Genomic DNA, 25,136 nt, shown 5'->3' on the forward strand with positions numbered 1-25,136 from the left:
AATTTCGCGTAGATAGGCGCGTCCTCCGCCGGTGGGCAAGAACGTCCGCGTGCGGCGCGTGTCGAGGGAGAAGACGGTGGCGCCGCCGCGGAGGTCGCGGGTCACGACGAGGCGTCTGCCGCGGTGGAAGGCCGGCTCGCGCGGCTTCGCGTCGCGCACCGTGATCGTCGCGCCGTCCTCGTCGCGGAGGCGCAGCACGTCGCCGTCGACGTCGATCCACTGGTGGTACGCGTGCGTCCAGCCGCCGCGCCCGAGCGGGGTGTGCTCGCGGCTGCGCGCGGAGCTGTAGAGGCGCTTCCAGTCGATCGGGATGAGCCCCGGGACCGAGAGATCCAGGTTCTCGTCGATCATGGCGCCGGACGCGACCGAGATCGGATCGAGCGTCACCATCACGTTCACGGTGCTGCCATCGTGCGCGGCGGCCCGGATCATGGTCGCCATCAGGAGCACCCCGCTGATCTGGGAGATGGCTTTCACGGCCGCCGCATTGGTGTTGAGGTGCACCTGGTCGCCGGTGCACGCGACGCCACGGCCGCCGGCCATCACCTTGGTCGACGCGGTGAAGACGTCGCACGCATCGTTCACGGCGTGCGTCAGGATGTCGCCGCCAGTCGTCTGGGAAGGGGCGTTGCCCGGCGGCTCGATCGTCATCGAGCTGCCGTTCACCAGCACCGGCGCGCCCGCTACCAGGAGGCGGTCGACAGTGTCCGTCGCGCTCCGTGAGTACGCCATATACAAGTACGGGGCCGGCACCGGACCGGCCGGAGGCGTCGGTGGCGACATGCTGACGGCCGGCACGGGGCCAGGACAGAAATGATTGCTCTGCGTCGTCGCGATGGCCTTGAGGTTGATCGTCGCCACGGTGTCTCTCTCGTCTCTGGGGCGCGCGCGGCGCTCAGCCCCGGCTCCGCGCGAGGGCAAGGAACGTCGTGAGGTTCGCCTCGGCCCGCGCATGGGGGCCGCTCACGTCGACGAACTCGGGCAGGCGAAGGCGGGCGCGCAGCTCGTCGAGGCGCTGCTCCAGGGCGAGGCGCGAGAGCTCGCCCGAGGCACACTCGTCCGCCACCACCGCGGGCGAGAAGAGACGGCCCCGCCTGTAGCGCGCCCTCGGGTCGAGGGGCTGCGCCGCGAGCGCCTCCCGCCAGGCGCCAGCGTCCAACGCCCGCGCCGCCGGGACGAGCGGGCCGAGGAGCGTGCGCAGCGCCTCCGCGGCGTCGTCGGCGAGCTCTTCGTCGAGGTGCCGGACCAGCCAGTCGGAAGACGCGGGGCAGCCGAGCCGCCCCACGGCGGAGAGGGACGCGCGTGTGGGCCGGTGGCGGCCCAGCAGGGCCTCGAGGCGCGGCCAGTCGGCGGGGCCGCCGGCGAGCACGAACAGCTCCGCCGCGCGCGGGCCGAGGCGCGCGCAGAGGGCGTCGTCGCGGTGGAGATCGGGCTCGCCCCCGATCGCGAGCACGCGCGCAGCCGACCAGACCACCGCCGGGGAGGCTGCGCGGCAGCGATCCCAGAGCTGCTCCGTGAAGCGGGCGCGCTGCGCGACAGGCAGGCGCTCGCAGGCCCAGATCGCGGCGCGCACCACCGCGTCGTGGTCGTCGTCGAGCGCGACGCCGAGCGCGGCGAGCGGGATCTCGCCGCGCGAGGAGAGCAGCGTCACGCCGATGGCCCGGGCGATCGGGTGCGCCGACGCGGAGAGCGCGCGCGTGAGGTCCTCGATGCCGGGGTGATCCGCGTGCGCGAGGGCCTCGGCGACAGTGATCGCGTGGTCCTCGGCGTCATGCGGCAGGAGGTGCACGGCGCGGTGGATCGCGGCGAGGGCGTCGTCGCCCGCGAACGCCGCGAGCGCGAGCGCGGCCGCGGATGACCTCCAGGGGTCGTCGATCGAGCGCTCCCAGAAGGCGGCGAGCTCGATGACCGCGCGCGGGCCCGCAGCGACGATCGCGTCGATCTGGCAGAGCAGCCGCGCTTCGGTCGACGGGAGCCACGCGCGCGGGGCCTCGAGGCGATCGCGGGCGAGCGCGGCGGTGAGCTCCCCGCAGTGGGCCACGACGGAGGCGTAGAAGTCGGGCAGCGCGAGCTCGATCGAGCGCTCGGGGTCGAGCCGCACCGGCTCCGCGGGGGCGATCTCGCGTGGCAGCGCCGGGAGCAGCGGATCCACGTCGTTCGCCGCCGCCACGGGCGCCGCTGCCTCCGTCCCGGCGCCGTCCTCGTCGCGCCACGCTTCGTCGTCCGTCTCCTCCTCGGGCGGCTCCGGCGGCGGGACGAAGGGGTCGCGCTCCACGCGCCGCGCGGTCACCTCGACGGCGAGCGGCCGCAGCACCGGGGCTCCGTCCGCGGTCGTGTCTGCTGGCGGAGGAGGCGCGCAGCCGAGCGCGATGCCGCGGGTGCCGTCACGGGAGATGGCCCAGGCCACGAAGCACGAGGCGGCGTCGGGGGGCGCGGCGCCGTGGCGGAAGGACGCGAAGGCATAGGCGAGGTTCATCGCGCCCGCCGCCGCGCCGAGCGCGCCGACCTCCGCCTCGAGGCAGGGGCCGAAGTAGCTCGAGGCGAGGCGATCGGCCGAGCGCGCCGCGGTCCATTCCCACTCGCGGCAGCGGAGCGCGTCGACGCGGCCCTGGCCGAAGACGGCCTGGACCGGCCTCGATGCGGGCAGGCCCTGGAAGAGCGCGGTCATCGCCGCGGCGTCGACGGGCTCGTCGTCCTCGTCGGTCGCGCGCCCGGGCGCGCACCGGCTCGCGACGATCTCGCCGAGGACCGCGAGGCCGAAGCGCGAGGCTTGCTCCGGGGAGGCGAGGAGGACCGCGCCCGCGCCCTCGGAGGGCGGCGGCGGCGCGAGCAGCCAGGGGCTCGGGGGCCGCTCCTGCCGCTCGGCGAGCGCGTCGAGGCCGGCGAAGGAGTCGACGCCGACGAGGAGCGCGGCCCCGATCGTGCGGCTCGCGAAGCGCTCTGCGATCTGAGCCAGCGCGGCGAAGGCGCCGGCCGCCCCCGTGAAGCGCTGCGCCGAGGGGGCGAGGCCCCGGGCCAGCCCGGCGAGCGCCTCCTCGGGCAGGCCCGGGCGTGGCGCGGGGGTCACGAGGAAGAGCGGGACCGCGGCGGCGGCGCCCCTGGGCAGCGCGGCGAGGGCCTCGGCGGCGGCGCTCCGCGCGAGGGCGAGGAGACGGTCCGCGTCGGCGTTCCGGGGCTTCATCCACGGGCAGTGGCGGGCGTCGATCCGGCGGCCGTCGGGGCCGAGGAAAGGCGAGGGCGGGGGCGGCGGCGCCCCGGCGCGCAGAAAGAAGACGTGATCACGCGCCGAGGCGCCAGCGGGCGAGATCAGGCCAAGGCCGAGGACCGAGAGCGTCATCGGTGCGTGAGCGAGCCCGACTGGTTCGAGCTTCCGGTGATCGTGATGGAGGGGGACTTGATCTTCACGCCGCCCGGCGTGGCCGTGAGCTCGGAGGCGCCGCACCTGAAGGTGATCGGGCTGCCCCCGATCTGGAGGTTGCCCTGCACCTTGAGGGTGAGCGCGGTCTTCGCGGTGAGCGTGTACGTGCCCCCCGCGTTGACGCGGAGCGCGCCCTTCACGTCCGAGCTCATGATCCCGGTGACGTTCCGGCCGATGACGCCCGCGCTGTTGATGTTCAACGAACCGAGCCACTCGCCGAGGCCGCCGCCGACCCGCAGCCCCGCCTTCGCGGCCTTGCTCGTGTGGCTCCCGTTGATGAAGGTCGCCGCCGGGCCGACGGTGACCCACGAGACAGGGCCCGGGGTCATCACCGCGTAGGCCGCGCCGACCGCCTCGGTGTACGAGGAGAGCGCGGCGATGCTGCGGTGGCCGGGACCCGGGCCCGCGGCGCCGCCCCCGGCGCCGCCCGCGCCCGCGCCGCCCCCGCCGGGCGCCGCCGTGCCCTGATCGGGGCGGCCGTGATCCCAGGGCATCGGCCGCGACGAGCCCTTCACCGCCGCCATGATCGCGTCGCCTCCGGGCAGGAGCGCCGTGGCGCTCCCCATCGCGCTGTCCCTGGCCGCGGCGAGCGCGCCATCCACGCCCCTGGCCTGGTATCCCTCGTGGGCGGCGCGGGCGGCGCCGAGCGTGGCCGCCGCGATCTGCCCGGCGACGCCCTTCGTCCCGATCTTCGAGAGCACGGCGGAGACCGCGAGGTTCGCGGCGCCTTTCACGGGGTTGCCGACCTGCTCCGCCAGCACCCCGAGCACCACGTCCGTCTCGCTGCCGACCTGGCTCACGAAGTTGCCGCCCGCGCTCTGGTACTGCGCCGCGCCCACCGTGACGCTGCGGGAGCCGTAGCTGCCCATGTAGCCGAGGTGCACCGAGGTCGATTCGTTGCCGCCGATGTCGGCCTTCAGCGTCGCGCCGATCTGGAGGTTCTCGTTCTTGAGCGTCTGCACCGCGTGATTGCGGGTGACCGAGGTGTCCTTGGCGAACGGCGCGTGGATGAGCAGGTGCTCGCGGCCCGCGGCGTCGTCCATCTGGATCACCGTCCGCGCGCCCGCGCCCGGCGAGCTGTCGGTCGCGATCGAGGTCACCGTCTTGTTCGCGGGCAGGGGGAGCGGCGGCGGCTGCATCTGGTTGTACGAGCGGCCGAGCACGATGGGGCGATCGGGGTTGCCGTCCTCGAACATCATGAAGACCTCCCAGCCCGCGCGCGGCACCACCATGCCTCCTGGAGCCTGCGGCTGTACCACCCGCACCGGGAGGCTGCTCCGATGGTCGGTCTCGCCGTGCAGGTCCCAGTGGAAGCGGACGTGGACTCGGCCGAGCGCGTCGGGGTGAATCTCCCGCCCGCGCTCGCCGGTGACCCAGGCCGACTGCACCCCGGGGATGCGCGGTCTCGGCGTGATCCTCGGGAGGCGGAAGGGCACGCGCCGCGGGATCGCGTCCACGCTGGCCCGGAAGACGCCCTCCCCGGCCTCCCAGCGGAGCTGGATCGCCGTCACGACGTGCTCGCCCGCGATCCGGACGACGCCATGGCCGTCCGATGGCTCGATGAGGCGGCAGCCGCCGCCGGGCGCGAGGACGAGCGCGTTCGTGTCGAACGAGACGCGCGCGGCGTCGGCCCGCAGCGACTCGAGCCGCATCCGCGCCCGCGCCTCGCCCTCCGCCGGGGAGGTGAAGCCGCCGGGCGCCTCGTACACCTCGACCTCCTGCTCGGCCTCGATCCCGCCTGAAGCTTTGCCCTCGAGCGATAGCTGCGGCCGGTCGGGGTTGTAGTCGCGGAGGGTGACCTTGCCGACCGCGCGTCGGAGCCGCCGCGCCGCGTCCACCGCGACCAGCCGGGGCTCGTCCAGGGTGCTGCGGGAGACGAGCGAGATGCCGTCCGGGGTTGCGTCCTCGGCCGCGGTGGAGTCGTCCTCGAGGACGAAGATCTCGTCGTTGCCGTCGCCGTTCGGCTCGAAGCGGAAGTAGAGCCCGTGCTCTTCGCAGACGCGCCGGACGAAGGCGGCGTCGCTCTCCTGATACTGCACCACGAAGGGATGCCTGGGGTACGAAGCGCGGAGGTTCTTGCGCACGGTCGTGTAGCCGCCCCCGCGCGCGACCTGCTCGACGATCTCCGGCGCCGTGAGCTCCTGGAAGGTGCGCGCCCTCCGGGTGAGCGCGAGCAGGGCGAAGCGTGACGCGAGCGTCATGCGGTAGGCGCGGCGGTGCTCGTGATCGCTCGCGATCACGACGAAGCGGGTGACGACGCCGACGATCACCCGGGTCCCGCCGGGGGCGTCGAGGACGACCCGGCCCGCCTTGCGGAGCACGGCGCCGGGGGCGACAGGCGCGTCCTTCGGGCCGTGCAGATCGAGCTCCAGGACGGAGGCCTCGCCGAGCCGCTCCACGCCGCCGAGGCGCGCTGGCACGAGGTCGAAGGCGCCCTCCACTGTCAGCGCGACGCCGCTCACGGCAGCTCCACCCGCGCCGAGAAGATCCGCACGAGCGCCGCCATGTCGATCACCAGCCGGTCGCCCTCGAGCCGCACCGCGCCGCCGGGCTCGATCCGGAGGCTCGACCCGGGCACCTCGAGCTCCAGCGTTTCTCTGGCGCGCACCCGGACGTGGCGCCCCTCGAGCGCGAGCGTGCCGTGCGCGTCGGGCGCCGGAGCCGAGGCGGTCTGCAGCGCGCCCAGGATGGCGACGCTGGCGCCGCCGACACCGCCGGGCGCGTCCGCGAGCACCACGGTGCGGCCCTCGCGCATGCACTCGTCCATGAACGCGGGCGAGACCCCGGGGTCGAGCGCCGCGAGGAGCCGGCGGCCGCCGCTCGTGCGCACCTGGTACGCGGGGCGCGGCTCGCCGTCGCCGCGCGCGACGGCCATCTCCACGACGCCGGGGTGGAGCCCCGGGCCGAGGGGCGCTGCCCTGCCCCGGGCGGGGCGGGCGGCCGATTGCTGGACCGTGCGCGATCTAGCCATAGTAGTGAGTCCCTTCCTCCATGCTCGACGTCCAGCTCTCGTAGTCGCCGGAGACGGTGATCGACGCGGGCGTCATGGTGACCGTCACGCCCTGCGCCTTGATCGTGAGCTTCGCGATCGCCTGGATCGCGACCTCGGAGCCGGTGATGCTGGCGGCGCCCTTCGACGCGTAGGTGACTTTGCCGAAGCTCTCCGCGACGTTGCCCGCTGCCGTGGCGCTGCGCGAGGCGTAGCTCTCGGCGTAGAGCCCCCGCACGGTGAGGCCATAGGAGCCCGCGGCGATGGTCTGCGCGCCCGAGACCTTGATCACGGCCGCGCCGGCGACGCCCACCGACTCCGACAGACCCCCGGTGGTGTTCACCGAGCCGCCGACGAGCAGCGTCGATATCCCCTCGGTGAAGACGCTCTGGTGCTCGATGCCGATCTCCTGCTTCGCTCCGCCCACCACCCGGACGAACGTCGGCGTCCTCGTGATGTAGTCGCCCCCCGCGCGGATGACCCGGGCGGCGCCCACCGCGACCGTCTCGGAGGCCGCGTGGAGCCCGTAGTTCGAGTCGACGGTCACCTTGCGGAGGCCGCCGACCTTGATCGACTGCTCGCCGTCGACCTTCTCGACGACCCGCTCCTTGACGACGACCTTCCGCTCGCCGGCGATGGTGAGCGTGTAGCTCGCGGCTATCTCGACGACCTTGTCGTTCTCGGTCTGCTCCTTGTAGTCGCCCGAGGCCTGGATCGCGAAGCCCTCCTGCCCGGCGGCGTCGCTGATCCGGAGGCCATTGCCGCTCGAGCCGCCCGGAGTGGTCGCCGTGCCGAAGTGGGTCTCGACCTGCTTCGCGGGCAGCGAGGCGGGCGGCGCCTGGACGGCGTTGTACATCCGGCCGAGGATCACCGGGATCTCTCCGCCCTGATCGCCGAACCCGACGAGCTGCTCCCAGCCGACCCGGGGGTTGAAGATCGCCCCCGAGAGCTGGGGCTGAGCGACGCGGGCGAACCCGGAGCTCCGGGCGTCGGGGCTGCCGCGGCGATCCCAGCGGAGCAGGAGCCGGGTGCGGCCGTGCTCGTCGAGGGCGATCTCCTCGCCCGGCGAGCCGGTGACCACCGCGGTGCCGGCGCCGCCGCGGGGGGCGGCCGAGGCGCGCGCCGGCCGGAAGCCGCTGCGCGCGGGGACGGCCCGGAAGCGCGCGACGTAGAGGAGCTCCGCCGGACCGCCCTGTGCCTTCGCCTCATGCACGACCGAGAGCAGGAGCCAGCGCGCCTCCCCGAGCTCCTCGGGCGCGCTCGTCACCTCGAAGACGCCGCCGGCACGGAGCTCCGGCTCGGTGGCCTCGCCCTCGAGGACGGTCGCCTCGGCGTTCCGCTCGGCGAGGCGGATCGCGGCGAGCTCGCTCCCCGCGTCCGGATCGCGGAAGCCGCCCGGGTGCTCGTACCACTCGAGCGCGCCGTCCCCCGAGGCGCCGCTCAGATCGAGCATCGGCCGCGTGAAATCGTGGTCCTTGAGCGCGATCTTCTCGACCGTCACCCGCCTCCGGAGCCGGGCGGCGTGCACGGCCCGCCCGAGCAGGAGGCCCGCCTCGTCGTGCCACGGAACCGCGACGCCCGTGTCGAGGAAGGTCTCGGGCGCGTCGGCGACGTGGAGGAGCGTGGGATCCTCGTCGTCGGGGAACCAGCTCATCCCCTCGTCGGCGAGGAGGCGGGCGCAGAAGGCGAGATCGCTCTCGAACACCTGGGCGCAGTGGGGTCGCTTCGCCGCCGCGCGGCGGGCGCGGAGATCGAGGCGGACACCATGCTCGCCGAGGACCCGCGCCGCGATCTCGGTGGCGCTCTCGTCCACGAAGACCCGGTAGTCGCGCGTGTCGTCGAGCCGCGCCACGGGCGAGGCGAGGGTCACGCGCGCGTGGCCGGCGCGCTCCTCGACGGCCTCGACCGCGAGCTCGAAGCGCCGCGCGACGTCGTGGAAGTGCAGGGAGAGGGTCGCGGCGCGGCCGATCAGATCGAGCGACGTGAGCTCGGCGGGCGCGCCGCCGACGAAGGCCGCGCAGCGCGCATGGGCCACCGTCGGGGCGCCCACGCGCTCCTCGATCTCGCACGAATGAACGCGCACCTCGGCGCTCACGCCGGGGATTTCAAGGACGATGCTCCGGTCGCTCAACCGCCCACCTTCCCTCCGCTGGATCTCGTGGTCGTGCCGCCGCTCACCTCGGTCATGCTCCCGGCCGTCTTGAGCTTGCCGCCGCCCAGGTTCAGCGTGCCCGCCTCGATGCTCCCGGTGACGTCGATGGTCACGACGGGCGCGCTGATCGAGACCTTCCCGCCGGCGTGGATCGCCACGGTCCCGGCCGTGATCGAGCCGCTCGACGCGTTGACGCCGGCGTTGCCCGCGGCCCGCTCGTTCACCGCGCCTGCCTTGCTCCGCTTACCGCCGAGGACCGACTCGGCATATCCGCCGCAGGTGATCGTCCGCGAGCCACGGCAAACATAGGTGCGCGCCGCCGCCACCGACTCGGTGACGCCGAGGCCGCCCGTGAGCGACGTGGTCCCGAGCACCACGCGGGTGCAGGCGCCGGTCGTGTGGGTGTTCGACTGGTTGCAGAGCAGCGTATATTGAGCGCCGATCACCTCGACGCACGCGCTGTCGGCCAGCACGGCGCGGTTGCCGGTCACATTGACCAGCTCCGCCCCGGCGATGAGCTCCCGGTTCGACCCCTCGACGGAGAGGAGCATCTCCTGCCCCACGTCGACCGTCTGCATCGCCGCGATTCCGGCGATGTGGCTGCCGAGCACCTCGCTCGTGAGCGATAGTCCGACGAGGTGCTCTTCGTCTCCGTCGACCTGGGTCGTCGCCGAGTCGCCGACCTTGACCGAGAGGTCCCTCGAGGCGTGGACGAAGAACTCCTGTCGTCCTGCATCGTCGACCATCTTGATCTCCTGGGTCATCCCGCTCTTCGGCGTGGTCCAGGACTGGAACGAGGTCGTCGCCGACGCCGCGGGGAGCGGGTACGGCGCGACGGCGGTCGCGTTGTAGACGCGGCCGAGGACGAACGGTCGATCGGGCGAGCCGTCGAGGTATCCGACCGTGACCTCCCAGCCGACGCGGGGAAGGAACATCGAAGCGCCGAGCGGAAGCTGGAGGCAGCGGGTCCAGTGCGAGGAGCGATCGTCCTGGATGCCGGCGCGATCCCAGAGAAAGCGCACCTTGGCCCGGCCGAGATCATCGACGTGGATCTCCTCGCCTGGGGGGCCGGTGATCACCGCGCTGTCGAGGTGCTCCACCGCGGGCGCCGGGCGGAGCGCGGGCCGATAGGGCGGGTGATCGCCGCTGTCCGACGACTTCGTGGGCCTGAGCGTGATCCGGTTGCCGTAAGGCGCTGCCCGGCCGCCGTCCGGGAGCGGCCGGGCGAAGCGGTGCGAGACCTCGGTGATGAGCATTCGCTGCTCGAAGAGCTCCGCCTCCGCGCCCGCGATCTCGACGATACGCCCCGGCATGAGGCGCGCGCAGTCGCTCTCCCCGGTCACGGTGACCCTGTCCCGCTGGAGCTGCTCGAGGCGCCGCTCGGCCCGCGCCTTGGCGGCCTCGAGCGTGGTGACGCCGGCCGGGTACTCGAGCCAGCCGATCTCCCCCTCGCCGGCGTGGCCGTCGACGTAGACGCCCGGGTGCCGCACGTCGAAGTCCCGCACGGTCACCTGATCGGTCACGACCCGCTCCTCCCACTCGAGCGAGAAGAGCGCGCGTGCGATGAGCTCTGTCCCGGTGGGCCCGGCGTAGGGGAGGGTCGCGCCGCCCTCGATTCCGTCGTGTGAGCCCGTGCCATCGCCGAAGAGGATGAGGTGCTCACCCTTGGCCGTGGTCTCGAACCAGTACGAGATCCCCTCGTCGGCGAGGAGGCGCTCGACGAACGCCCACTCCGCCTCGGCGTACTGGACGCACTGGGGCCGCAGCGGGTAGGCGCCCGCGAGCCGGGGCTCGATGGCCGCCGCGGGGATGCCAGCGCCCGTCAGCACCTCGGTGATGATCTGCTCGGTGGTCTTCTCGAGGAAGACGCGGTACCCGCCGCGCCTCGTGAGGAGCCACGGAGGATCCGAGAGGCGAAGCGCGCAGACGCGGTCCCGGCCGTGCCGCAGATCGAAGCTGGCCTCGATCACGAGCAAGCGGACGAGCCGCGCCGTACCCTCGGCCGGATCGACGATCGCGAGCGTGGCCGGGGCGCGGAGCAACGCGGCGAGATCCACCTCTCCGGGGATGGCGACGACCACTTCCCAGGACGAGAGCGCATCCATCGCCTCCCGCCCGAGGAGCTCCAGCACGATGCAGTCTCCGAGCGGCTCGCAGGCGAGCCGGACGTCGATGTCGTTCACGACGCGCGGCTCCGGCGCGCCCGGGCTGCGTGAGGGATGCGGCCGTCGTCTTCCTGGGATCGGCGCGTGTGCGCGAGCATCGTGAGACCCTTCCCGGCCTGCCTGGCCCGGGCGGCCAGTCTATGCGGTAACGCGAACCTGCGCAGCATCCGCAGCTGGGTCCGCTCCCCCTCCGCCCGCCAGCCTGCCGGCCGCTGCCGCGCGCCGGCGTCCTCCGGCGCGCGGCAGGCACGCGGGCGAGAGCCGACCCCCTTGGTCGAACGCCGTCGTGGGCTCGCGGTTGGGGGCGGCGCGACAGCGACGACCCGGAGACCGATCCCTGAGGACCGGCGTCGAGTCCCTCGCTCCCGACCTAGCGGAGAAGGCCTCAGCTCCCCAGCAGCCCTCGATCGCCTGCCGCTGCGAGAGCGCCCGGAGCATCTTCAGCGCGCTCTCCTCGATCTGCCGGATGCGCTCTGGGCTCAGGGACAACATGTCACCGATCTCCTGGAGCGTGTGTGTCTGCTCGTCGAAGACGGAGCCTGTCGACCTGTCCGCGAGCTCGCTCTGCCGCTCGCTCGCGCGCGCGTGCTGCTACTTCGGCAGCGCGACGCGACAATGGCTCTCCGACAATCCCTCGCCAAGGGGCTCCGCGTCGCACGGATCGATGTTGACTCGCGAACGAGAGCCAATGTGGGTCGGGGTGCCCTCCAGCCCGGCGCTCAGCCAAGCTTGCAAGCTTGATACAGCCCCGCTCTAGGCGCCGCGCGCGTACTGGCCTGGCGTCGTGCCGACGATGCGCCGGAAGTGCCGGTTGAGCTGGCTCTGGTCGTAGAGGCCGACCTGCGGGGCGACGTCGCGCGGCCTCACGCCGGCGGCGAGCATCTCCTTCGCGCGCATGATCCGCAGCCGCGTCAGGTACGCGTACGGAGACATGCCGACCTGCGCGCGAAACGCGCGGCACAGGTGGAACTTTTCGAGGCCGGCGTGCGCAGCGAGGTCGTCGAGCGTCACCGGCTCGGCGAGCTGCTCTCGCAGGAGCTCGATCGCGCGGCGCACCGGTCGCGTGTGCTCGCGCTGCGCGTCACCAACCGCCGCGAGCGCGTCGATCGCCTCGGCGACCGCGACCTCGAGCACGAGACGATCGGCGCCCGCGCGCACCGCGTGATGCAGGCGGTGGAACGCCGCGCCCCGCTCGTCACCGGCGGCGAGCACTGGATGGACGCAGACCTTGCCGATCACGCGCTCGACCATATCCGCCGAGAACGCGACGCACTGGCCCGTGCCCGGGCCGTCGCGCGAGATGTCGCGGTGCACGTCGCCGGGTTGCAGGATCTGCAACGAGCCCGGGCCGCAACTCCACACCTTTCCGCGGCTCCACCACTCCGAACGCCCAACCTCGATGCGAGCGATCGCGTACAGTTCCTTCATGCTGGCGTAGAGCTCGTCGGTCGACCAGCGCGTAACGCGCACGCCGGGCACCGGGACAGCAAGGAGGTCGGCACGGGTCGCCACGCCTCCATCCTATGACCGACGCGCCCCCTCGGCTTGGGCATTCTTGGCCCCCTCTCGACCGGCCAAGAATCGCCAAGGCAGCGCCCGCGGAGATCCCTATCCAGGGGGACATGCAAGACAAACCCGTCGCCCTGGTCACCGGGGCCAACAAAGGTATCGGCCACGCGATCGCGAAGGAGCTCGCGGCGCGCGGCCACACCGTGCTCGTCGGCGCGCGCGACCTCGCGCGCGGCGAGGCCGCGGCGAAGCAGATCACCGGCGATGCTCGCGCGATCGCGCTCGACGTCACGAACGCCGACTCGATCGCCGCCGCCGCAGCGCGGATCCGTCGCGAGCTCGGCCGGCTCGACGTCCTCGTCAACAACGCTGGCATCGCCAGAGGCGCAGCGCAGAGCGGGGCCACGATCGACGAGATCGCCCAGAGTGGGAGGCCGAGCGTGGCCTCGCTCGCCGACGTCCGCGCCGTGTTCGAGACCAACGTGTTCGGCGTCATCGCCGTGACCCAGGCGATGCTGTCGCTCCTCCGCGAGGCGCCGGCCGGGCGGATCGTCAACGTGTCGAGTCGCCTCGGCTCGATGACCTGGATCAGCGATCCCGCCACTCCGCACCGCGGCGTCGGCGGCGTCGCGTACAGCCCGTCGAAGAGCGCGCTCAACGCGGTGACGATCGCGTTCGCGCAGGAGCTCGCCGGCACCGCGATCAAGGTCAACGCGGTGTGCCCCGGCTACGTCGCGACCGATCTCAACAACCGAAGCGGAACGCGCACCGTCGCCGAAGGCGCGCGCGAACCGGTGCGGCTCGCGCTGCTCGGCGCCGACGGACCGACTGGCACCTTCTCGGACGACGCAGGCCCGGTCCCCTGGTGAGGAGAGATGGCGCACATCACATCTCCTCGAGCTCCTTGCCCTTCGTCTCGGGGATGAAGGCGATGACGAACACCAGCGAGGCTGCCGCGGCGGCGGTGTAGAGCCCATACGCGATGCCCAGGCCGGCCATCTTGAGCGCGGGGAACGTCGCGCTCACGAGGAAGTTCGCGAGCCATTGCGCGGCGGCCGCGATCGAGAGCGCGAGGGCGCGGATCCGGTTCTCGAACATCTCCCCGAGCAGCACCCACGTCACCGGGCCCCAGGAAGCTCCGAAGAAGAAAACATAGAGGTTGGCCGAGAGCAGCGCGACAAGGCTAGCAGCACCCTCGAGAACGGGGCTGCCCGAGGCGTCCACGCCCGCCGTCCCGAACACGGCCGCCATCGTGCCGAGCGTCAGCGCCATGCCGATCGATCCCGCGACGAGCAGCGGCTTGCGCCCGATGCGGTCGACGGTCGCGATGGCGACAAGCGTGGTCACGATGTTCGTGACGCCGGTGATGACCGTGATGACGAGGGAGCTCCGCTCGGAGAACCCGACCGCCTGCCAGAGGACGCTCGAGTAGTAAAAGATGACGTTGATGCCCACGAGCTGCTGGAACGTCGAGAGGCCGATGCCGATCCAGACGATCGGCAGCAATCCAAAGCGCCCGCGCAGGTCCGCGAGCCTGGGCCGGTGCTCGGACGAGAGCGTCCTCTGGATGTCGAGGAGCCTCGCCTGGGCGGCCCCGCCGATGAAGCCACGGAGCACGACGAGCGCCTCGCGAACACGCCCCCTCGCCACGAGATAGCGCGGGGACTCGGGGATCAGCAGCGCGCCGACCCCGTAGAGGACCGCCGGTGGGATGGCGCTCCAGAACATCCATCGCCAGGCGCTGGCCCCGAACCAGAACGGGTTCGCCGCCGAGCCCGCGGAGACCGCGATCGCATAATCGCCGAGCAGGGCGACGAAGATGCCGAGCACGATCGCGAGCTGCTGGAGCGATCCGAGGCGGCCGCGCAGGTGAGCCGGCGCGATCTCCGCGATGTACGCCGGCACAACGACGCTGGCCGCGCCGATGGCCACGCCGCCGAGCACCCTCCACGCGCTGAAGTCCCAGGGCGAGATCGCCGCCCCCGAGCCCGCCGCGCTGGCGACGAAGAGCAGGGAGGTCGCCAGCATGGTCCGCGTCCGGCCGTAGCGGTCGGCCAGCCTGCCCGCGAGCACCGCGCCGACGGCCGCGCCGAGCAGCGCCGAGGAAACGGAGAGGCCGACCGCGGCCGCGTGCGCTGTGAAGTTCTTCTCCAGCGCGCTGATGGCGCCGTTGATCACGGCGGTGTCGAACCCGAACAGGAAGCCGCCCAGCGCGGCGACGGACGCGATAAGGGAGACCCGTACCGTCGAGAGGTGCTTTTCACCGAGTCCGTCCCCCTGCTGCGCCACGGGCTTTCTCATACCCCCGGTGAACCACGAAACATGCCGCCGGGCCTCGTCAGCTCGAGCGCCAGAGGCGCACGCGGCACGCGCGTGGTCTAGACTCATGGTGTCACGTGTCATCACGATGGAGCCCATCCCATGCACGCCGAAGCCATGCCCTTGCGCCTGGAAACGCCGCCCGGCGCGCCGTTCGCCTTCGAGGTCGTCATCGCCCCTCGGCTGCCGCGCCGCTTCCGGGTGACCGAGCCCGGGCGGGACGCCCGGAGCTACGAGCTCGCCCGGGCGGAGCAGCCGGACTACCTCGACCTGTTCGAGGGGCTGGCGCGTGACCTCGGGACCCGCGTGCCGCTCGCCCGCACCCCGCCGCCGCCACGGAAGGGCGGACCGCCGCTGCGACCGCTGCTGACCGAGGCGGTCGCGCCGGAGATCCTCTACGGCTATGGCGACCCCTGCGTTGTGCGCGTGGGCGAGCGCGAATGGCGCTTGCTGGTGACCTCGAACGACGCGCCGAATGCCTTCCCCATCCTCGCCTCCAGCGACCTGACCACCTGGCAGCTCACCGGATTCGTCTTCCCGGAGGGGCAGACGCCGGCGTGGGCGCTGACCGGCCTGAACCGGGCGGACTTCTGGGCGCCGGAGATGCACCGGGTCGGCGACGAGCACTGGGTCTGCTTCACGGCCCGCGCGCAGGACCGCTCGCTGGCGATCGGCCTCGCCCGGTCCGGGAGCCCGGATGGCCCGTTCAAGGCCGACGAAGCCCCGCTCGTCACGGGCGACGTGATCGACGCGCACATCCTCGTGGACGCTGGGGGCGCGCCCTGGCTGATCTGGAAGAAGGACGACAACGGCGTGTGGCCCGGCAGACTGGCGGCCTTGCTCCACCGGGAGCCCGCCCGGGTGAGCGAGCTCTTCGCTGCCGGCGAGGACCAGTGCACTGCGGTCCTGGCGCTGACGTTGTGGCCGTGGGTGGAGACGCTCGAGCCCATGGAGCAGTTCTTCGTGCTGCAGCCGCTGATCGAGGCGGCGACCGCGGACTTCACCGGGTTCGCGGCGCGACTTTCGGGCCTCGGGGCGCGGGCGGGCGGCGCGGAGGCGGAGGACATCGCCGCGATATCGCGGGCGCTCAGGACGCGCATCCACGCCCAGCGGCTGTCGGCGGACGGCCGCAGGCTGGAGGGGGAGCCCGCCGTCATCCTCGAGAATGACCAGCCCTGGGAGGCGCACCTCATCGAGGGCGCCTGGATCACCCAGGAGGGCGGGCGTTATCACCTGCTCTACGCTGGCAACGACTTCTCGACCGCCCATTACGGCATCGGCGCGGCCGTGGCGGACGCGCCCACGGGCCCTTACCGCAAGTCATCGGAGGTGCTCTTGAGCTCCAGCGCGGAATGGTGGGGGCCAGGGCACCCCTCCGTGGCCATCGGCGCCGACGGGCGCCATCACGTCTTCCTGCACGCCTTCCGGGCGGGCGTCGCCGGATACAAGGCCTTCCGCGCCTTGCTCACCGCGCCGATCCGCTTCGAGGGCGGCGTCGTCTCGGTGGACGGGTCCGTCTAGTGAGCTACCTTACGTGCGAGAGTGAGTGCGCTCTGCCGCGTGTCCCCTGAAGCGTAGCCGACCGGCACCATGCAACCGGCACACGCAACGGATCGAGCACGTACGGGGCCATCATCAGGTCGGGAGCGGACAGGCGAGCAAACCGCTTCCTCCCAGATTCGTCATTTAGTCGACAACTGAGTCGCGCGAAACAATCGCCTCTTGACGTGGAGCGATATCGATTTTTTACATTCTCACGCATGCGCGCCACAAACGCTCACGATCCAAGACGGAGACCCACGAGGACGCGGCGCTCTTCGTCTCGGGTGTCCGTGCCGCAGACTACGCGGTCGCGGCACAGGAGCGCTGGGAGCGGGAGAAAGGGCTACGTCGAGGGGGCCAATCCGCGCTTCGATGTGCATTTGCCGTATCTGGCGCCGTCGATCCAACAGACGTCCCGTCGTAGCCTCGAACCATGAGCCCTCGACGAGCCAGCACCGCCGGCGTCCGCGAGCCCGCTGTCTCCGAGAACAACCTGGTAAGGCAGGCGTTTCTTCGCGCACCCATGCCCGTGGTCGAGGACGAGAGAGCACCGACGACGAGCGTGAGGCGATCGCGGCTGCTGCTGACGGCCCATGGATCGATCCCGCACGAAGAGGTGGTCGCAAAGGTAAGAGCGCGCCGACCTCGATGACCTGGAGAGAGAGCACCGACGCCGAGCTTGAGGCGGTCGCGGCTGTGGATCCCGCACGAAGAGGTCGTCGCGGAGGTAAGGGCGCGCAGCACCGACGAGGAGCGTGAGGCGGTGGCGGCTGCTGCTGACGGCACCTGTGGATCCCGCACGAAGACGTCGTCGCGGAGGTAAGAACGCATCGATCTCGATGACCTGGAGAGTCGACTGAGCTCCCACCGCGGCCGCCTTCCTCGAGCGTATCCACCGGGATCCCCGCGCGATCAACGTACGCAGGCCGGCGGTGGGCCGTCTGCTGACCTGCGATGCGTGCGCGCGGGCAGGACGTGTCGACACGAGGTTCCGCGCCGAGCCCCTGACGTACGCCGCCGGCTGCGGCCATCGAACCCTGCTACGCTGCCGGCGTGCCCACGCTCACGACCACTGCGATCGCCTCTATCAATGTCGCTGCGCTTGCCAGCGCCGCCCGACGCGGCGAGGTCGACACCGACGTGGAGTTCGACATTGTCGGCGCGTGCCTCGTGCTGGCCGGGACGCTCACCCTGCCGCTCGAGGCGACCCGCGTGGCCTCGGGCGGTCTCCGGCTCTGGGCGCGCTGCCCCGGGTGCTCCGCGCGGGCAGTCGTGCTCTACCTCAATGCGCCGGGCCTGCGCTGCCGCCGCTGCGCCGGCCTCGTCTACCCATCGACACGGCAACGTCCCGAGGAGCGTGTCCTCGAGCAGGCGCTCGCACGCCGGACGAAGGCGCGGGCCGCGCTCGGCGCTGGGCCGGACCCGCGGGAGCCGATCCCGCGACGACCGCCGGGCGTGCGCTCCTCGACCTGGCGATGTCGACTCGACGAGTTCCACGAAGCCGACGCCGCGGTTCAAGCCGCGCTCAGGGCGCTCATTGACCGGCTCGGCGCCCGCTCCGAAGCGCCCGCTCAGGAGGCCGGCCTCGCCGCGCCTCCGGTCGAGTCCACGCTCGCTGCGCCGCAGGTCGCGTCCACGCTCGCTGCGCCGCCGGTCGCGTCCACGCCTGACGCGCCTTCGAAGAAGCGCCGGCGACCTCGCGGAACCACGCCCTGAGATGCCTCCTGGCGAGCTGGCTCGTGGACTCGGATCCCGAGGCTCGCGCGTAGCGTTCGTGGAGGTCCGCGCCGTCCTCTCGCGACGTAGCTGCGGCTATTCGGGAAAGCGAAGCGTCTCGTGGCTCTCGCCGCTCGGCCCCACCGTCGTGGTGCCATCGTGGTTCCAGCTCATGCCGCCCGTGCCCGGCGGTCCGATCTCGAAGATGACGCCCTCGAGCGTGAGCTGGTCCTCATCGAGGTAGTCGACGCCGATCGAGTCGCCGCCGCGCCCCGGGCCGCCGTAGCCGCCGGGCCCTCCCAGACCACCCCTCAATGCTAAAGAGCAGCGCTTCGCGCGAGAAATGTTGGACGATTGGCGGAATGGGCGCACGTCTTGAGCGCCGGTCATCTTGTGGCTTGTAGCGATCAGGACGTCGCGTAGCATTTCAACCCACAATATCTTACCAAAATGATCATGTCCCTGCATTTTGCTGACCCCGAGGGGGCGGCTCAGACGTGCTACCGGCGTGGACAAGTCAGCGGGCCTCTCCAGTTGCTTCGAGCTCTTCCGGCGCATCGCACGGCGTCTGGGAGTCCCTGCGCGCCATGCCGAGGACGTCGCGCAAGACGCGCTGCTCCGTGGGCTGGAAGCGGACCAGCGGATCGCGCTGAGTGAGAATCCGGCGGCCTACCGCATCGTGATTGCCGCCAACCGGGCGCGCGACCATGTGCGCAGGGCGCGCCGTCGAGGAGAGGTCCTGACGTCGTTCGACCAGAGCGAAATCGGAGCTGAGCTCCCGACTCCCGAGGAGCTGCTCCGTGGGCGGCAGCGGCACGCGCGCAGGCGCTGCCTGCTCGAACGGGTGGACCCGAAGTCCCGGCACCTCCTGATCAGGCACGATCTGGAGGAGATCCCGCTCGCCCAGATCGCCGCCGAGCTGGGCCTCACGACGGAAGCGGTGAAGACGCAACAGCGCCGGGCCCTCGAGCGGCTGGAAGAAGAGAAGCGGCGCTGGATCCGCCCTGCGTAAAACAGCAAGCTGGCTCCGTGCCAGCTGCGGTAGGCTCGTGGTCATGGAATGGGAGATCTTGGAAGGGCAAACGGTGCTGGGCCCGTTCACCGAGGCGGCCGTCATTGAAAAGATCCGCGAAGGATTGTCGCCGACAACGAGGGCGAGGCCAGTCGGCAAAGAGCATTGGCGGCCCATCGGCGCACACGAGCCCTTCGCTCGAGCGCTGTCGGAGCTTATCAAGCGCCCGACAGCACCCGCAGCGGCGCGTTCACAGATATATGACAGCATCACGTTCGTAATCTGGGCGGCAGTTCTCGCGTGGTCTGGATATGTACTCTCTGACTCGCTGGGAGCCTCCAGCAAAAGCGGTCCGTTCGACGCAGGCTGGGTTGCCGTCGCCGCGAAGTGTACATTTGGCTACGTCGTCGGCAGATCGCTTCACTTTATCGTGCGTGCAGCGAAGGGATAGCCTCGCTCGAATCAACGCTCCGCGTCGATGCTAGCGGGAGACCGTCAGGGCGTCAGGGCGAAGCAGTAGATCCCGCCGTAGCCGCCGCCGGAGCCGACGGTGTTCGAGCCCGGCTGCGGGCCTCCCGTGTCCACGATATTGACGCCCGGCGCGCACCCCGGCGCATCGTGGGACGATATCCAATGGGCCCCGCTCATGCCCCCGCCCGGGCCGCCGCCGCCGCCCCTCGGCCACGAGTGTCCGAGTCGCGGTTGCCCGGAGGCCCTGTCGCCTGTCGCGCTCGTCCAGTCCTTGCAAGTCGCCGTGGCGCTTTGCAGCCGCCCCTGGTCGTTGGAGCCCGTCAGCGTGTCGTGGTTGTCGACCTCGGGCTGGCCGGGATCGGGCTGGTGGTTGGGGACGCCGTCCTCGTTCGGCAGATCGTCGATGATCGCCTCGTCGGCCCCGCTGGGACGCGTGTTGGGCAGCTCCTCCTTGTTGTTCGCGACCAGCCGGCCGAGCCGGTCGTACCAGGGCCCCTCGCCGATCCGATCGATCGCGTCGACCTGATTGCCGTCCTCTCCTGCCACGGCGCTCAGGTACGCGCGCCACGTCTTGCTTCCTGCGCCCGGGAGGCTCTTCTCGGCGAGCGTCGCGCAGATCTTGTCCGCGCCGCGGAGACCGGCGCCCGGCCCCGTCTCCCCGAAGCGGAGGTCGCCCCCGAATCCGTCCTGGGAGCCCGACAGCTCCCGCATGGCGGCGAGGCTGGTCACGAAGAAGCTGAATCTCTCGGTCGTCCCGCCGCCGGAGGTGGACGACGCGGCGTCGCCGCCGGAGGTGGACGACGCGGCGTCGCCGCCGGAGGTGGACGACGCGGCGTCACCGGATGACGAGGCGGTGCCGCCCCCGGAGGTGGACGAGGTGGTGCCGCCACCGGATGACGAGGTGCCGCCGCCGCCGGAGGTGGACGAGGTGCTGGTCGCTCCGTCGCTCGAGGCGTCCGCATCCGAGTCCGAGCCGGAGCAGCCGACCACGTGCGAGAACAGCGCGAGGGAGAGAGGCAGCAGCAAGGGGCGATAAGTGCGTGTCATGGTCTCCGTTTCCTTTTCCTTGTTAAGCTGGAGGGCAGCCGCGCCGCGGAGCGGCGAGGCTCACTGGTATGTGAAAGCGCTCTGGCAGGTCTCGCCCTCGGGGCACTGTGAGCTGTCGTTGCATGAGGTGAGCCCCGCGATCACCACCGGTTGCTCGACGCCGGACGAGATGACCAGATCGACCCGGCCGGAGCGCGATCGTCGTCGAGCCCACGGCCCTGCGCCCCCCCGAGCCCGACGTGTCGTTGCTACCAGCCACGCCCACCGCGCTCGAGCAGGCGAGAGACATGGGGGGCGACGACCCAGCCAAGGGCGCTGGCGCCCAATCCGTCTCACGAGTCGTGAAGTTATCAATCCAGCGAACTCTTTGCAACATCCAGATGACCATGTGGCGACGCCGCGGGACCGGAAGTCAATGTTTTTTTGCGGAAGCTCCCCGCACGGACACCGGCGATCCCGGCGTCAGTCCCCTGGGCTCATCCGCCGCCGAGCTCCGACAGGCGCGCGCTGCCTCGGCGCGTGATGCTCTCGCGATGGGGGACGAGGAAATATTCAATGGCGGCGCGCTCGTTGGTCACCCGCTCTCGGAGCCAGACATATCTCGATGCGAGTCAAACTCGTATGCGCTTGGAGAAAGAACGACGTCGCGTCGCGTCGCGGCGTTGGGTGTTCGGGGGAGCGCAGCAGAAGGGCCCGCGCGACGGCCGAGCGCTTCCGCAATGCCGCGCTCGCCGCGGGCGGCAAGGATCGCGGCGCTCCCGGCGAGCGCCCGTACCGCCCTGGCCACTATGCCGCGTTCGTGCTCGATCCCGACGGAAACAACAGGGAGGTCGTCCACCAGGACCGGCCGAACAGGGCGGTGGACGCCATGAACATCACCTTCCGGCCTGGTCGAGCGCGCCGCCATGGCGCCGATCCGCCACCCTTGCGCACCTTATGGCAGATCCGGGGACTTCCCAGCGAGGCGCCTCCATCGTTCCTGATTCCACTTTCGCCCTCCCGGTGGTATCGTGACTGACATGCCCCGGTCTCGGTATCCAGGAGCGTTGTCGCATCAGCGCGTCAATGAGCCTGGGCACGGCGACGGCACGGAGGGTACCGCTCGTGTGGCAAGCATCCGCTTCCGGTGGACAATCTGACGCCAGTCTCCAGAGGGTGGACAGCGCGCGTGTCGTTGCCGCGCGCTCCAGCAGCTCTGGCGACGCCGGTCCCGCTTCTTCTGCAGCCGGGCGGGGCGAGGTAGCGCCGGACCCGCGGCGCAACCAGCTCGTCGCCGGGCGGTACAAGCTCTCGCGGCTGATCGGACGCGGCGCCATGGGCGAGGTGTGGCTCGCGCACGACAGGGCCCTGCGGATCGACGTCGCGCTCAAGCTCCTCACGGTCCAGCGCGAGAGCCAGGCTGGCACCGCCCTGGAGCGCTTCCGGTTCGAGGCGCAGCTCGCGGCGCAGCTGGCGCAGAAGACGGACCACGTCGTCGCCGTCCGCGACGTCGGCGACGATCCCGACGTGGGTCCGTACCTCGTCATGGGCTACGTTCGAGGTCGGTCCCTGAGGCAGCTCATGCAGGAGCGGGGGCCGATATCCCCGGCGGATCTCGCCCCGCTCCTCGGCCAGATCGGAGAGGCACTCTCGGTCGCGCACGGCCTCGGCATCGTGCACCGCGACGTCAAGCCGACGAACGTGTTGCTCGAGGAGGAGCGCAACGGTGAGGTGCGCGCCAAGGTCGCGGACTTCGGCATCGCCAAGTGGATCCGGAAGGACCTGCCAGCCGACTTCCCCCGCCGGACCGCCGACGGCGTGGTGCTGGGCACGCCGGCGTACCTGAGCCCGGAGCACACATGCGACGGGGACACCAACCCGCACTCGGACATGTGGGCGCTCGCGGTCGTCTCGTACGAGGCGCTCACGGGCCGGCTGCCCTTCCCCGGACACACCATGAGCGACGTGCTCGCCTCGATCCTGGCCAGCGCGCAAACGCCGCGGGCGGCGCTGTACCCGGAGGCGCCGCCAGCGCTCTCCGCCTGGTTCACGCGCGCTTTCGCGCTGGATCCGGCGGAGCGGTTCCCCTCGATCGACGCCATGGTCGCCGCCTACAAGGCCGCGGTCGGCCCGTCGGGTGCGCCGGCGCGACCCGAGCTCGCGCGCCGGGGCAAGCTGGGCCTCGCGGCCGGCCTCGTCGTGGCGCTGGGCGTCGTGCTGTCGACCGGCGCGCTGCGGGCGCAGGCCCAGGTCCCCGCCGCGCTGCGGGCGTCGAGCGTCGACGCGCGCGCCGCGTCCATCGTTGACGCCGTGCAGGCGCGCGTCGCGGCCCAGGCGAGCCCACGCCCAGCAGCGAGATCGGGTGACGCCGCGGCGGTCAGGGCCGCCGTCCCCGCGCCCGAGGAGGCCTCCGTCCCCGCCGCCGCGCCGCGCCCCCTCTCCGCGCAGGCCGCGCGCCCGGCCGACCCCCGCCCGGCGCCGCGGAGCGCGCGCCCCCTCCGCGGCAACCGCGCGACGGGCGCGCGAAGCGGGCCCACCGAAGGCGAGCTGCTCAGGACGCGCCACTGAGCGGTTGCTGTGTCCTCCCCCCGGGCCGACGGCGGGGACCAGTAGAGATCCAGAAACGTCTTCGCGGATCGGCGAGCGACTTCGTGTCTGGTTCGTCCTGGCTCCGGTGACGACCTGGACCTGACGGATGGCGCGCATGGAACGCTCCGCCGCTGAACGAGGGAGCTCAGTCGCGTCGACAGGGCGCTCGGCTTCCTCAACTCCGACCTTTCAGCGCCTTCCTTCCGGCCTGGGCCGCGTACCACCTCGACGACGGGACGCCCGAGAAGAGATAGAGTAACCGAGGAGCCAGCACGCATCCTTTCTTCTGATCGGAGGTCGATTTGAAGCTGCTCGAAAATTTGCTGTGGCTGTGCAAGATCCCCTCGCCGACCGGTGAGGAGCGCTTGCTGGCCGACGAGCTGGATCAACGTCTCGCAGCGCTACCCCTGGCCTCACCGTTGCGCCGCTACGGGAACTCTCTGGTAGCGCCGCTCTCGCGCGGGTCGGGCGGCCCGAGGGTTCTACTCGTCGGGCAGCTCGACGTGGCGAACGCGGGGCAACGAGGAGGGGCGCGGGCGGAGAACAACCGCGTGCTGGGTCCTGGTGCTGCCGAGAAGAGCGGCCTCTGCCTGATGCTCGATCTGGCCGAGCGAAGGCCGCCGGTACGCGCCGACATCACCCTTGTCTTTCACGCTCGCGGAGAGTGCGGCTTCGACGCGAGCGAGCTCAGGGTGGTCATGGCGAAGGACGCCGAGCTCCGGGGCGCCGACTTCGCCCTGGTCCTCAAGCCCACGGACAACAAGCTTCAGCTCGGCTCGGGAGGCTCCACGCACGCGACACTGGCGTTTTCAGGCCGCACGGCGCACAGCGGATTGCCCGGGGCCGGCGTGAATGCGATTCACAAGTTCGCGCGCGTGCTCTCTCATCTGGCCGCGTTCGAGCCCGTGCCCGACATCGTGGACGGGCTCACCTGGTACGAAACGATGAGCGCCACCTCGGCGCACGGGGGCCGATCCGGCAGCGTCGTGCCGGACCAGCTGGAGGTGAACGTGCACCACACGTTCGGTCCGAGCACGGACTCCCACACCTCCCAGGACCGGCTGATGGCGCTCGTGGACCGCGTGGGGGCCGTCCGGTTCGAGGAGCTCTCCGAGCCGGCGCCGCCGAACCGGAGCCACGCGCTCATCGCCGCGCTGGAACAGAGCGGCGTCCACGGCGTGGAGGCCCGGCAGACCTGGACGGAAGTGGCGAGCTTCGCGGCGCTTCAGATCCCGGCGGCGAACTTCGGGCCGGGCGCGGAGCGGACGATGCACGCCCAGAACGAGGTGACGGAGCTCCCGGAGCTCGAGCGGGCGCAGACCATCCTCGACCGCTGGTTCGCCAGCATGAAGTGACGCGTCCCTTGCGTCGGCTCAAACGCGATCGAGGACTCGGGCGGCGACCGTGGTTTCACTCTGGCACCGGACCTGTGCGGGGCGCCAGAACTCCGCCGTTGCACCCGCTCCACCGCCCTCCGACGCACCGTTGCACGCAGCTACAATAGCCCGATGGGCACGCGCGAATTTGCGATGAGCCGGGTGCGGAATCATCGTAGCTCTGCAGCGCCGGATCGGAGTTGCCGGTGAGGCTATCCGTGCGGGATACTGCGCAAGAATAGCAGGAGGATGTCGTAGTGCCTGACGTGCACTCGGGGTCGGGCTCCGGATCCGCGCAGCCCTCGTTGATCCGCCCGTCACAATTGTTGTCGATGCTGTCGGTGCACCTCTCGGCTCGCCCCGGGTAGACAGCCGCGTTCGAAACACGCTCCTTTCGACTTCCGTCTACATGGCGACCACGGACGAACTCGAACACGCGCACATCGCGGACGAGCTCATGGGCCTCCGACCTCCTCAATCGCCGTGTCAAGTCGTTCAAAATCCTCACGACATCAACCTGTTTGTTACTCCAGAGCGCCAGTAACTCCCTCCGTCTCCGCGCCACCACGGCTCGAGACGTGAGGAAGGGAGCACCGTCAGCACAGAGTGACGACGGTCACCGGCCGCGCGACCCACCTCACCGAGCGCTGTCTCCGGCCGGCGCCACAGGCAGCCCTCCCGCGCCCCCCCTGTTTCCAGCTGAAGCCATTCCTGGCCCCCTCACCCAAAGATGCGCCCAGTTCACCATAAAACGCTACGGCACGCCAGTTGCAATCAACATCCTGCACACGCTGCTAACCCCCGCCGGGGCGAGTGGGCGATGGCGCCGCGAGCCCGGAACCCATCGCAGAA

Annotated in this window: 19 protein-coding genes and 3 pseudogenes; 10 read left to right on the forward strand and 12 right to left on the reverse strand. The window is 71.4% G+C overall.

Features of this window, described 5'->3' with window-relative positions:
• Window positions 1–31 precede the first annotated feature (31 nt).
• Window positions 32–289, forward strand: a complete 258-nt coding sequence (locus tag WME89_RS38290) for a hypothetical protein (RefSeq protein ID WP_438012093.1) — start codon at window positions 32–34, stop codon at window positions 287–289.
• Here WME89_RS38290 and WME89_RS38295 read toward each other — a convergent pair.
• From WME89_RS38295 to WME89_RS38330, 8 genes and pseudogenes are all read right to left on the reverse strand, one after another.
• Window positions 220–954 (reverse strand): annotated as a pseudogene (locus WME89_RS38295) (DUF6531 domain-containing protein); the annotation flags it as partial. The gene WME89_RS38290 and the pseudogene WME89_RS38295 sit on opposite strands and share 70 nt — an antisense overlap.
• Window positions 896–3,337, reverse strand: coding sequence for a hypothetical protein (locus WME89_RS38300; RefSeq protein WP_438004545.1), 2,442 nt, complete (start codon window positions 3,335–3,337; stop codon window positions 896–898). The pseudogene WME89_RS38295 and the gene WME89_RS38300, both read right to left, overlap by 59 nt.
• Window positions 3,334–5,880 (reverse strand): type VI secretion system Vgr family protein, encoded by a 2,547-nt coding sequence (locus tag WME89_RS38305; protein WP_438004546.1) that lies wholly within the window; start codon window positions 5,878–5,880, stop codon window positions 3,334–3,336. Before WME89_RS38305 ends, WME89_RS38300 begins: the two co-directional genes overlap by 4 nt.
• On the reverse strand, window positions 5,877–6,389 hold the full coding sequence (locus WME89_RS38310; RefSeq protein ID WP_437619686.1) for a hypothetical protein: 513 nt from the start codon (window positions 6,387–6,389) through the stop codon (window positions 5,877–5,879). The genes WME89_RS38305 and WME89_RS38310 overlap by 4 nt, the downstream gene beginning before the upstream one ends.
• On the reverse strand, window positions 6,382–8,538 hold the full coding sequence (locus WME89_RS38315; RefSeq protein ID WP_438004547.1) for a type VI secretion system Vgr family protein: 2,157 nt from the start codon (window positions 8,536–8,538) through the stop codon (window positions 6,382–6,384). Before WME89_RS38315 ends, WME89_RS38310 begins: the two co-directional genes overlap by 8 nt.
• Window positions 8,535–10,742: a type VI secretion system Vgr family protein gene (locus tag WME89_RS38320; protein ID WP_438004548.1), complete on the reverse strand. Its 2,208-nt coding sequence runs from the start codon at window positions 10,740–10,742 to the stop codon at window positions 8,535–8,537. The genes WME89_RS38315 and WME89_RS38320 overlap by 4 nt, the downstream gene beginning before the upstream one ends.
• Window positions 10,743–10,862: 120 nt before the next feature.
• A pseudogene (locus tag WME89_RS38325) lies at window positions 10,863–11,237 on the reverse strand (sigma factor-like helix-turn-helix DNA-binding protein); the annotation flags it as partial.
• A gap of 240 nt (window positions 11,238–11,477) precedes the next feature.
• Window positions 11,478–12,236 carry a helix-turn-helix domain-containing protein gene (locus WME89_RS38330; protein ID WP_438004549.1) on the reverse strand — a complete coding sequence of 253 codons (759 nt, stop codon included), beginning with the start codon at window positions 12,234–12,236 and terminating at the stop codon, window positions 11,478–11,480.
• Between the two features lie 110 nt (window positions 12,237–12,346).
• Between WME89_RS38330 and WME89_RS38335 the strand changes: the two genes are divergently transcribed.
• The gene (locus tag WME89_RS38335; protein WP_438004550.1) at window positions 12,347–13,102 is read left to right on the forward strand and encodes an SDR family oxidoreductase; all 756 of its coding nucleotides are present in this window, start codon (window positions 12,347–12,349) and stop codon (window positions 13,100–13,102) included.
• Window positions 13,103–13,118: 16 nt separating this feature from the next.
• On the opposite strand, the gene WME89_RS38340 is transcribed toward WME89_RS38335, so the two are convergent.
• The gene (locus tag WME89_RS38340; RefSeq protein ID WP_438004551.1) at window positions 13,119–14,534 is read right to left on the reverse strand and encodes a sugar porter family MFS transporter; all 1,416 of its coding nucleotides are present in this window, start codon (window positions 14,532–14,534) and stop codon (window positions 13,119–13,121) included.
• A 120-nt stretch (window positions 14,535–14,654) separates the two neighbouring features.
• Here WME89_RS38340 and WME89_RS38345 point away from each other — a divergent pair, with 120 nt between their 5' ends.
• Both WME89_RS38345 and WME89_RS38350 read left to right on the forward strand, forming a co-directional pair.
• Window positions 14,655–16,073, forward strand: coding sequence for a family 43 glycosylhydrolase (locus WME89_RS38345; RefSeq protein ID WP_438004552.1), 1,419 nt, complete (start codon window positions 14,655–14,657; stop codon window positions 16,071–16,073).
• A 1,161-nt stretch (window positions 16,074–17,234) separates the two neighbouring features.
• Complete coding sequence (locus tag WME89_RS38350; protein ID WP_438004553.1) at window positions 17,235–17,810, forward strand: hypothetical protein; 576 nt, start codon at window positions 17,235–17,237, stop codon at window positions 17,808–17,810.
• A gap of 96 nt (window positions 17,811–17,906) precedes the next feature.
• Here the strand turns inward: WME89_RS38350 and WME89_RS38355 are convergent, their stop codons facing one another.
• Window positions 17,907–18,125 (reverse strand): hypothetical protein, encoded by a 219-nt coding sequence (locus WME89_RS38355; RefSeq protein WP_438004554.1) that lies wholly within the window; start codon window positions 18,123–18,125, stop codon window positions 17,907–17,909.
• A 193-nt stretch (window positions 18,126–18,318) separates the two neighbouring features.
• Here WME89_RS38355 and WME89_RS38360 point away from each other — a divergent pair, with 193 nt between their 5' ends.
• Both WME89_RS38360 and WME89_RS38365 read left to right on the forward strand, forming a co-directional pair.
• Entirely contained in the window at window positions 18,319–18,822 is a 504-nt protein-coding gene (locus WME89_RS38360; protein WP_438004555.1) for an RNA polymerase sigma factor, read from the forward strand.
• 43 nt (window positions 18,823–18,865) lie between these two features.
• Window positions 18,866–19,273: a hypothetical protein gene (locus tag WME89_RS38365; RefSeq protein ID WP_438004556.1), complete on the forward strand. Its 408-nt coding sequence runs from the start codon at window positions 18,866–18,868 to the stop codon at window positions 19,271–19,273.
• 44 nt (window positions 19,274–19,317) lie between these two features.
• Here the strand turns inward: WME89_RS38365 and WME89_RS38370 are convergent, their stop codons facing one another.
• Window positions 19,318–20,022: a hypothetical protein gene (locus WME89_RS38370; RefSeq protein ID WP_438004557.1), complete on the reverse strand. Its 705-nt coding sequence runs from the start codon at window positions 20,020–20,022 to the stop codon at window positions 19,318–19,320.
• Here WME89_RS38370 and WME89_RS38375 point away from each other — a divergent pair.
• The 4 genes and pseudogenes from WME89_RS38375 (at window position 20,003) to WME89_RS38390 (ending at window position 24,263) form a co-directional block, all read left to right on the forward strand.
• Window positions 20,003–20,329, forward strand: coding sequence for a hypothetical protein (locus WME89_RS38375; RefSeq protein WP_438004558.1), 327 nt, complete (start codon window positions 20,003–20,005; stop codon window positions 20,327–20,329). The genes WME89_RS38370 and WME89_RS38375 overlap by 20 nt on opposite strands.
• Window positions 20,330–21,028: 699 nt before the next feature.
• Window positions 21,029–21,223 (forward strand): annotated as a pseudogene (locus WME89_RS38380) (VOC family protein); the annotation flags it as partial.
• A gap of 272 nt (window positions 21,224–21,495) precedes the next feature.
• The gene (locus WME89_RS38385; protein ID WP_438004559.1) at window positions 21,496–22,887 is read left to right on the forward strand and encodes a protein kinase domain-containing protein; all 1,392 of its coding nucleotides are present in this window, start codon (window positions 21,496–21,498) and stop codon (window positions 22,885–22,887) included.
• A 323-nt stretch (window positions 22,888–23,210) separates the two neighbouring features.
• Complete coding sequence (locus WME89_RS38390; RefSeq protein ID WP_438004560.1) at window positions 23,211–24,263, forward strand: M20/M25/M40 family metallo-hydrolase; 1,053 nt, start codon at window positions 23,211–23,213, stop codon at window positions 24,261–24,263.
• Window positions 24,264–24,318: 55 nt separating this feature from the next.
• On the opposite strand, the gene WME89_RS38395 is transcribed toward WME89_RS38390, so the two are convergent.
• A complete protein-coding gene (locus WME89_RS38395; RefSeq protein WP_438004561.1) occupies window positions 24,319–24,852 on the reverse strand; it encodes a putative metal-binding motif-containing protein in 534 nt (177 codons plus the stop codon).
• Window positions 24,853–25,136: the final 284 nt, after the last annotated feature.

It is taken from the genome of Sorangium sp. So ce321, from assembly GCF_051530195.1.
Classification (GTDB): Bacteria; Myxococcota_A; Polyangia; order Polyangiales; family Polyangiaceae; genus Sorangium.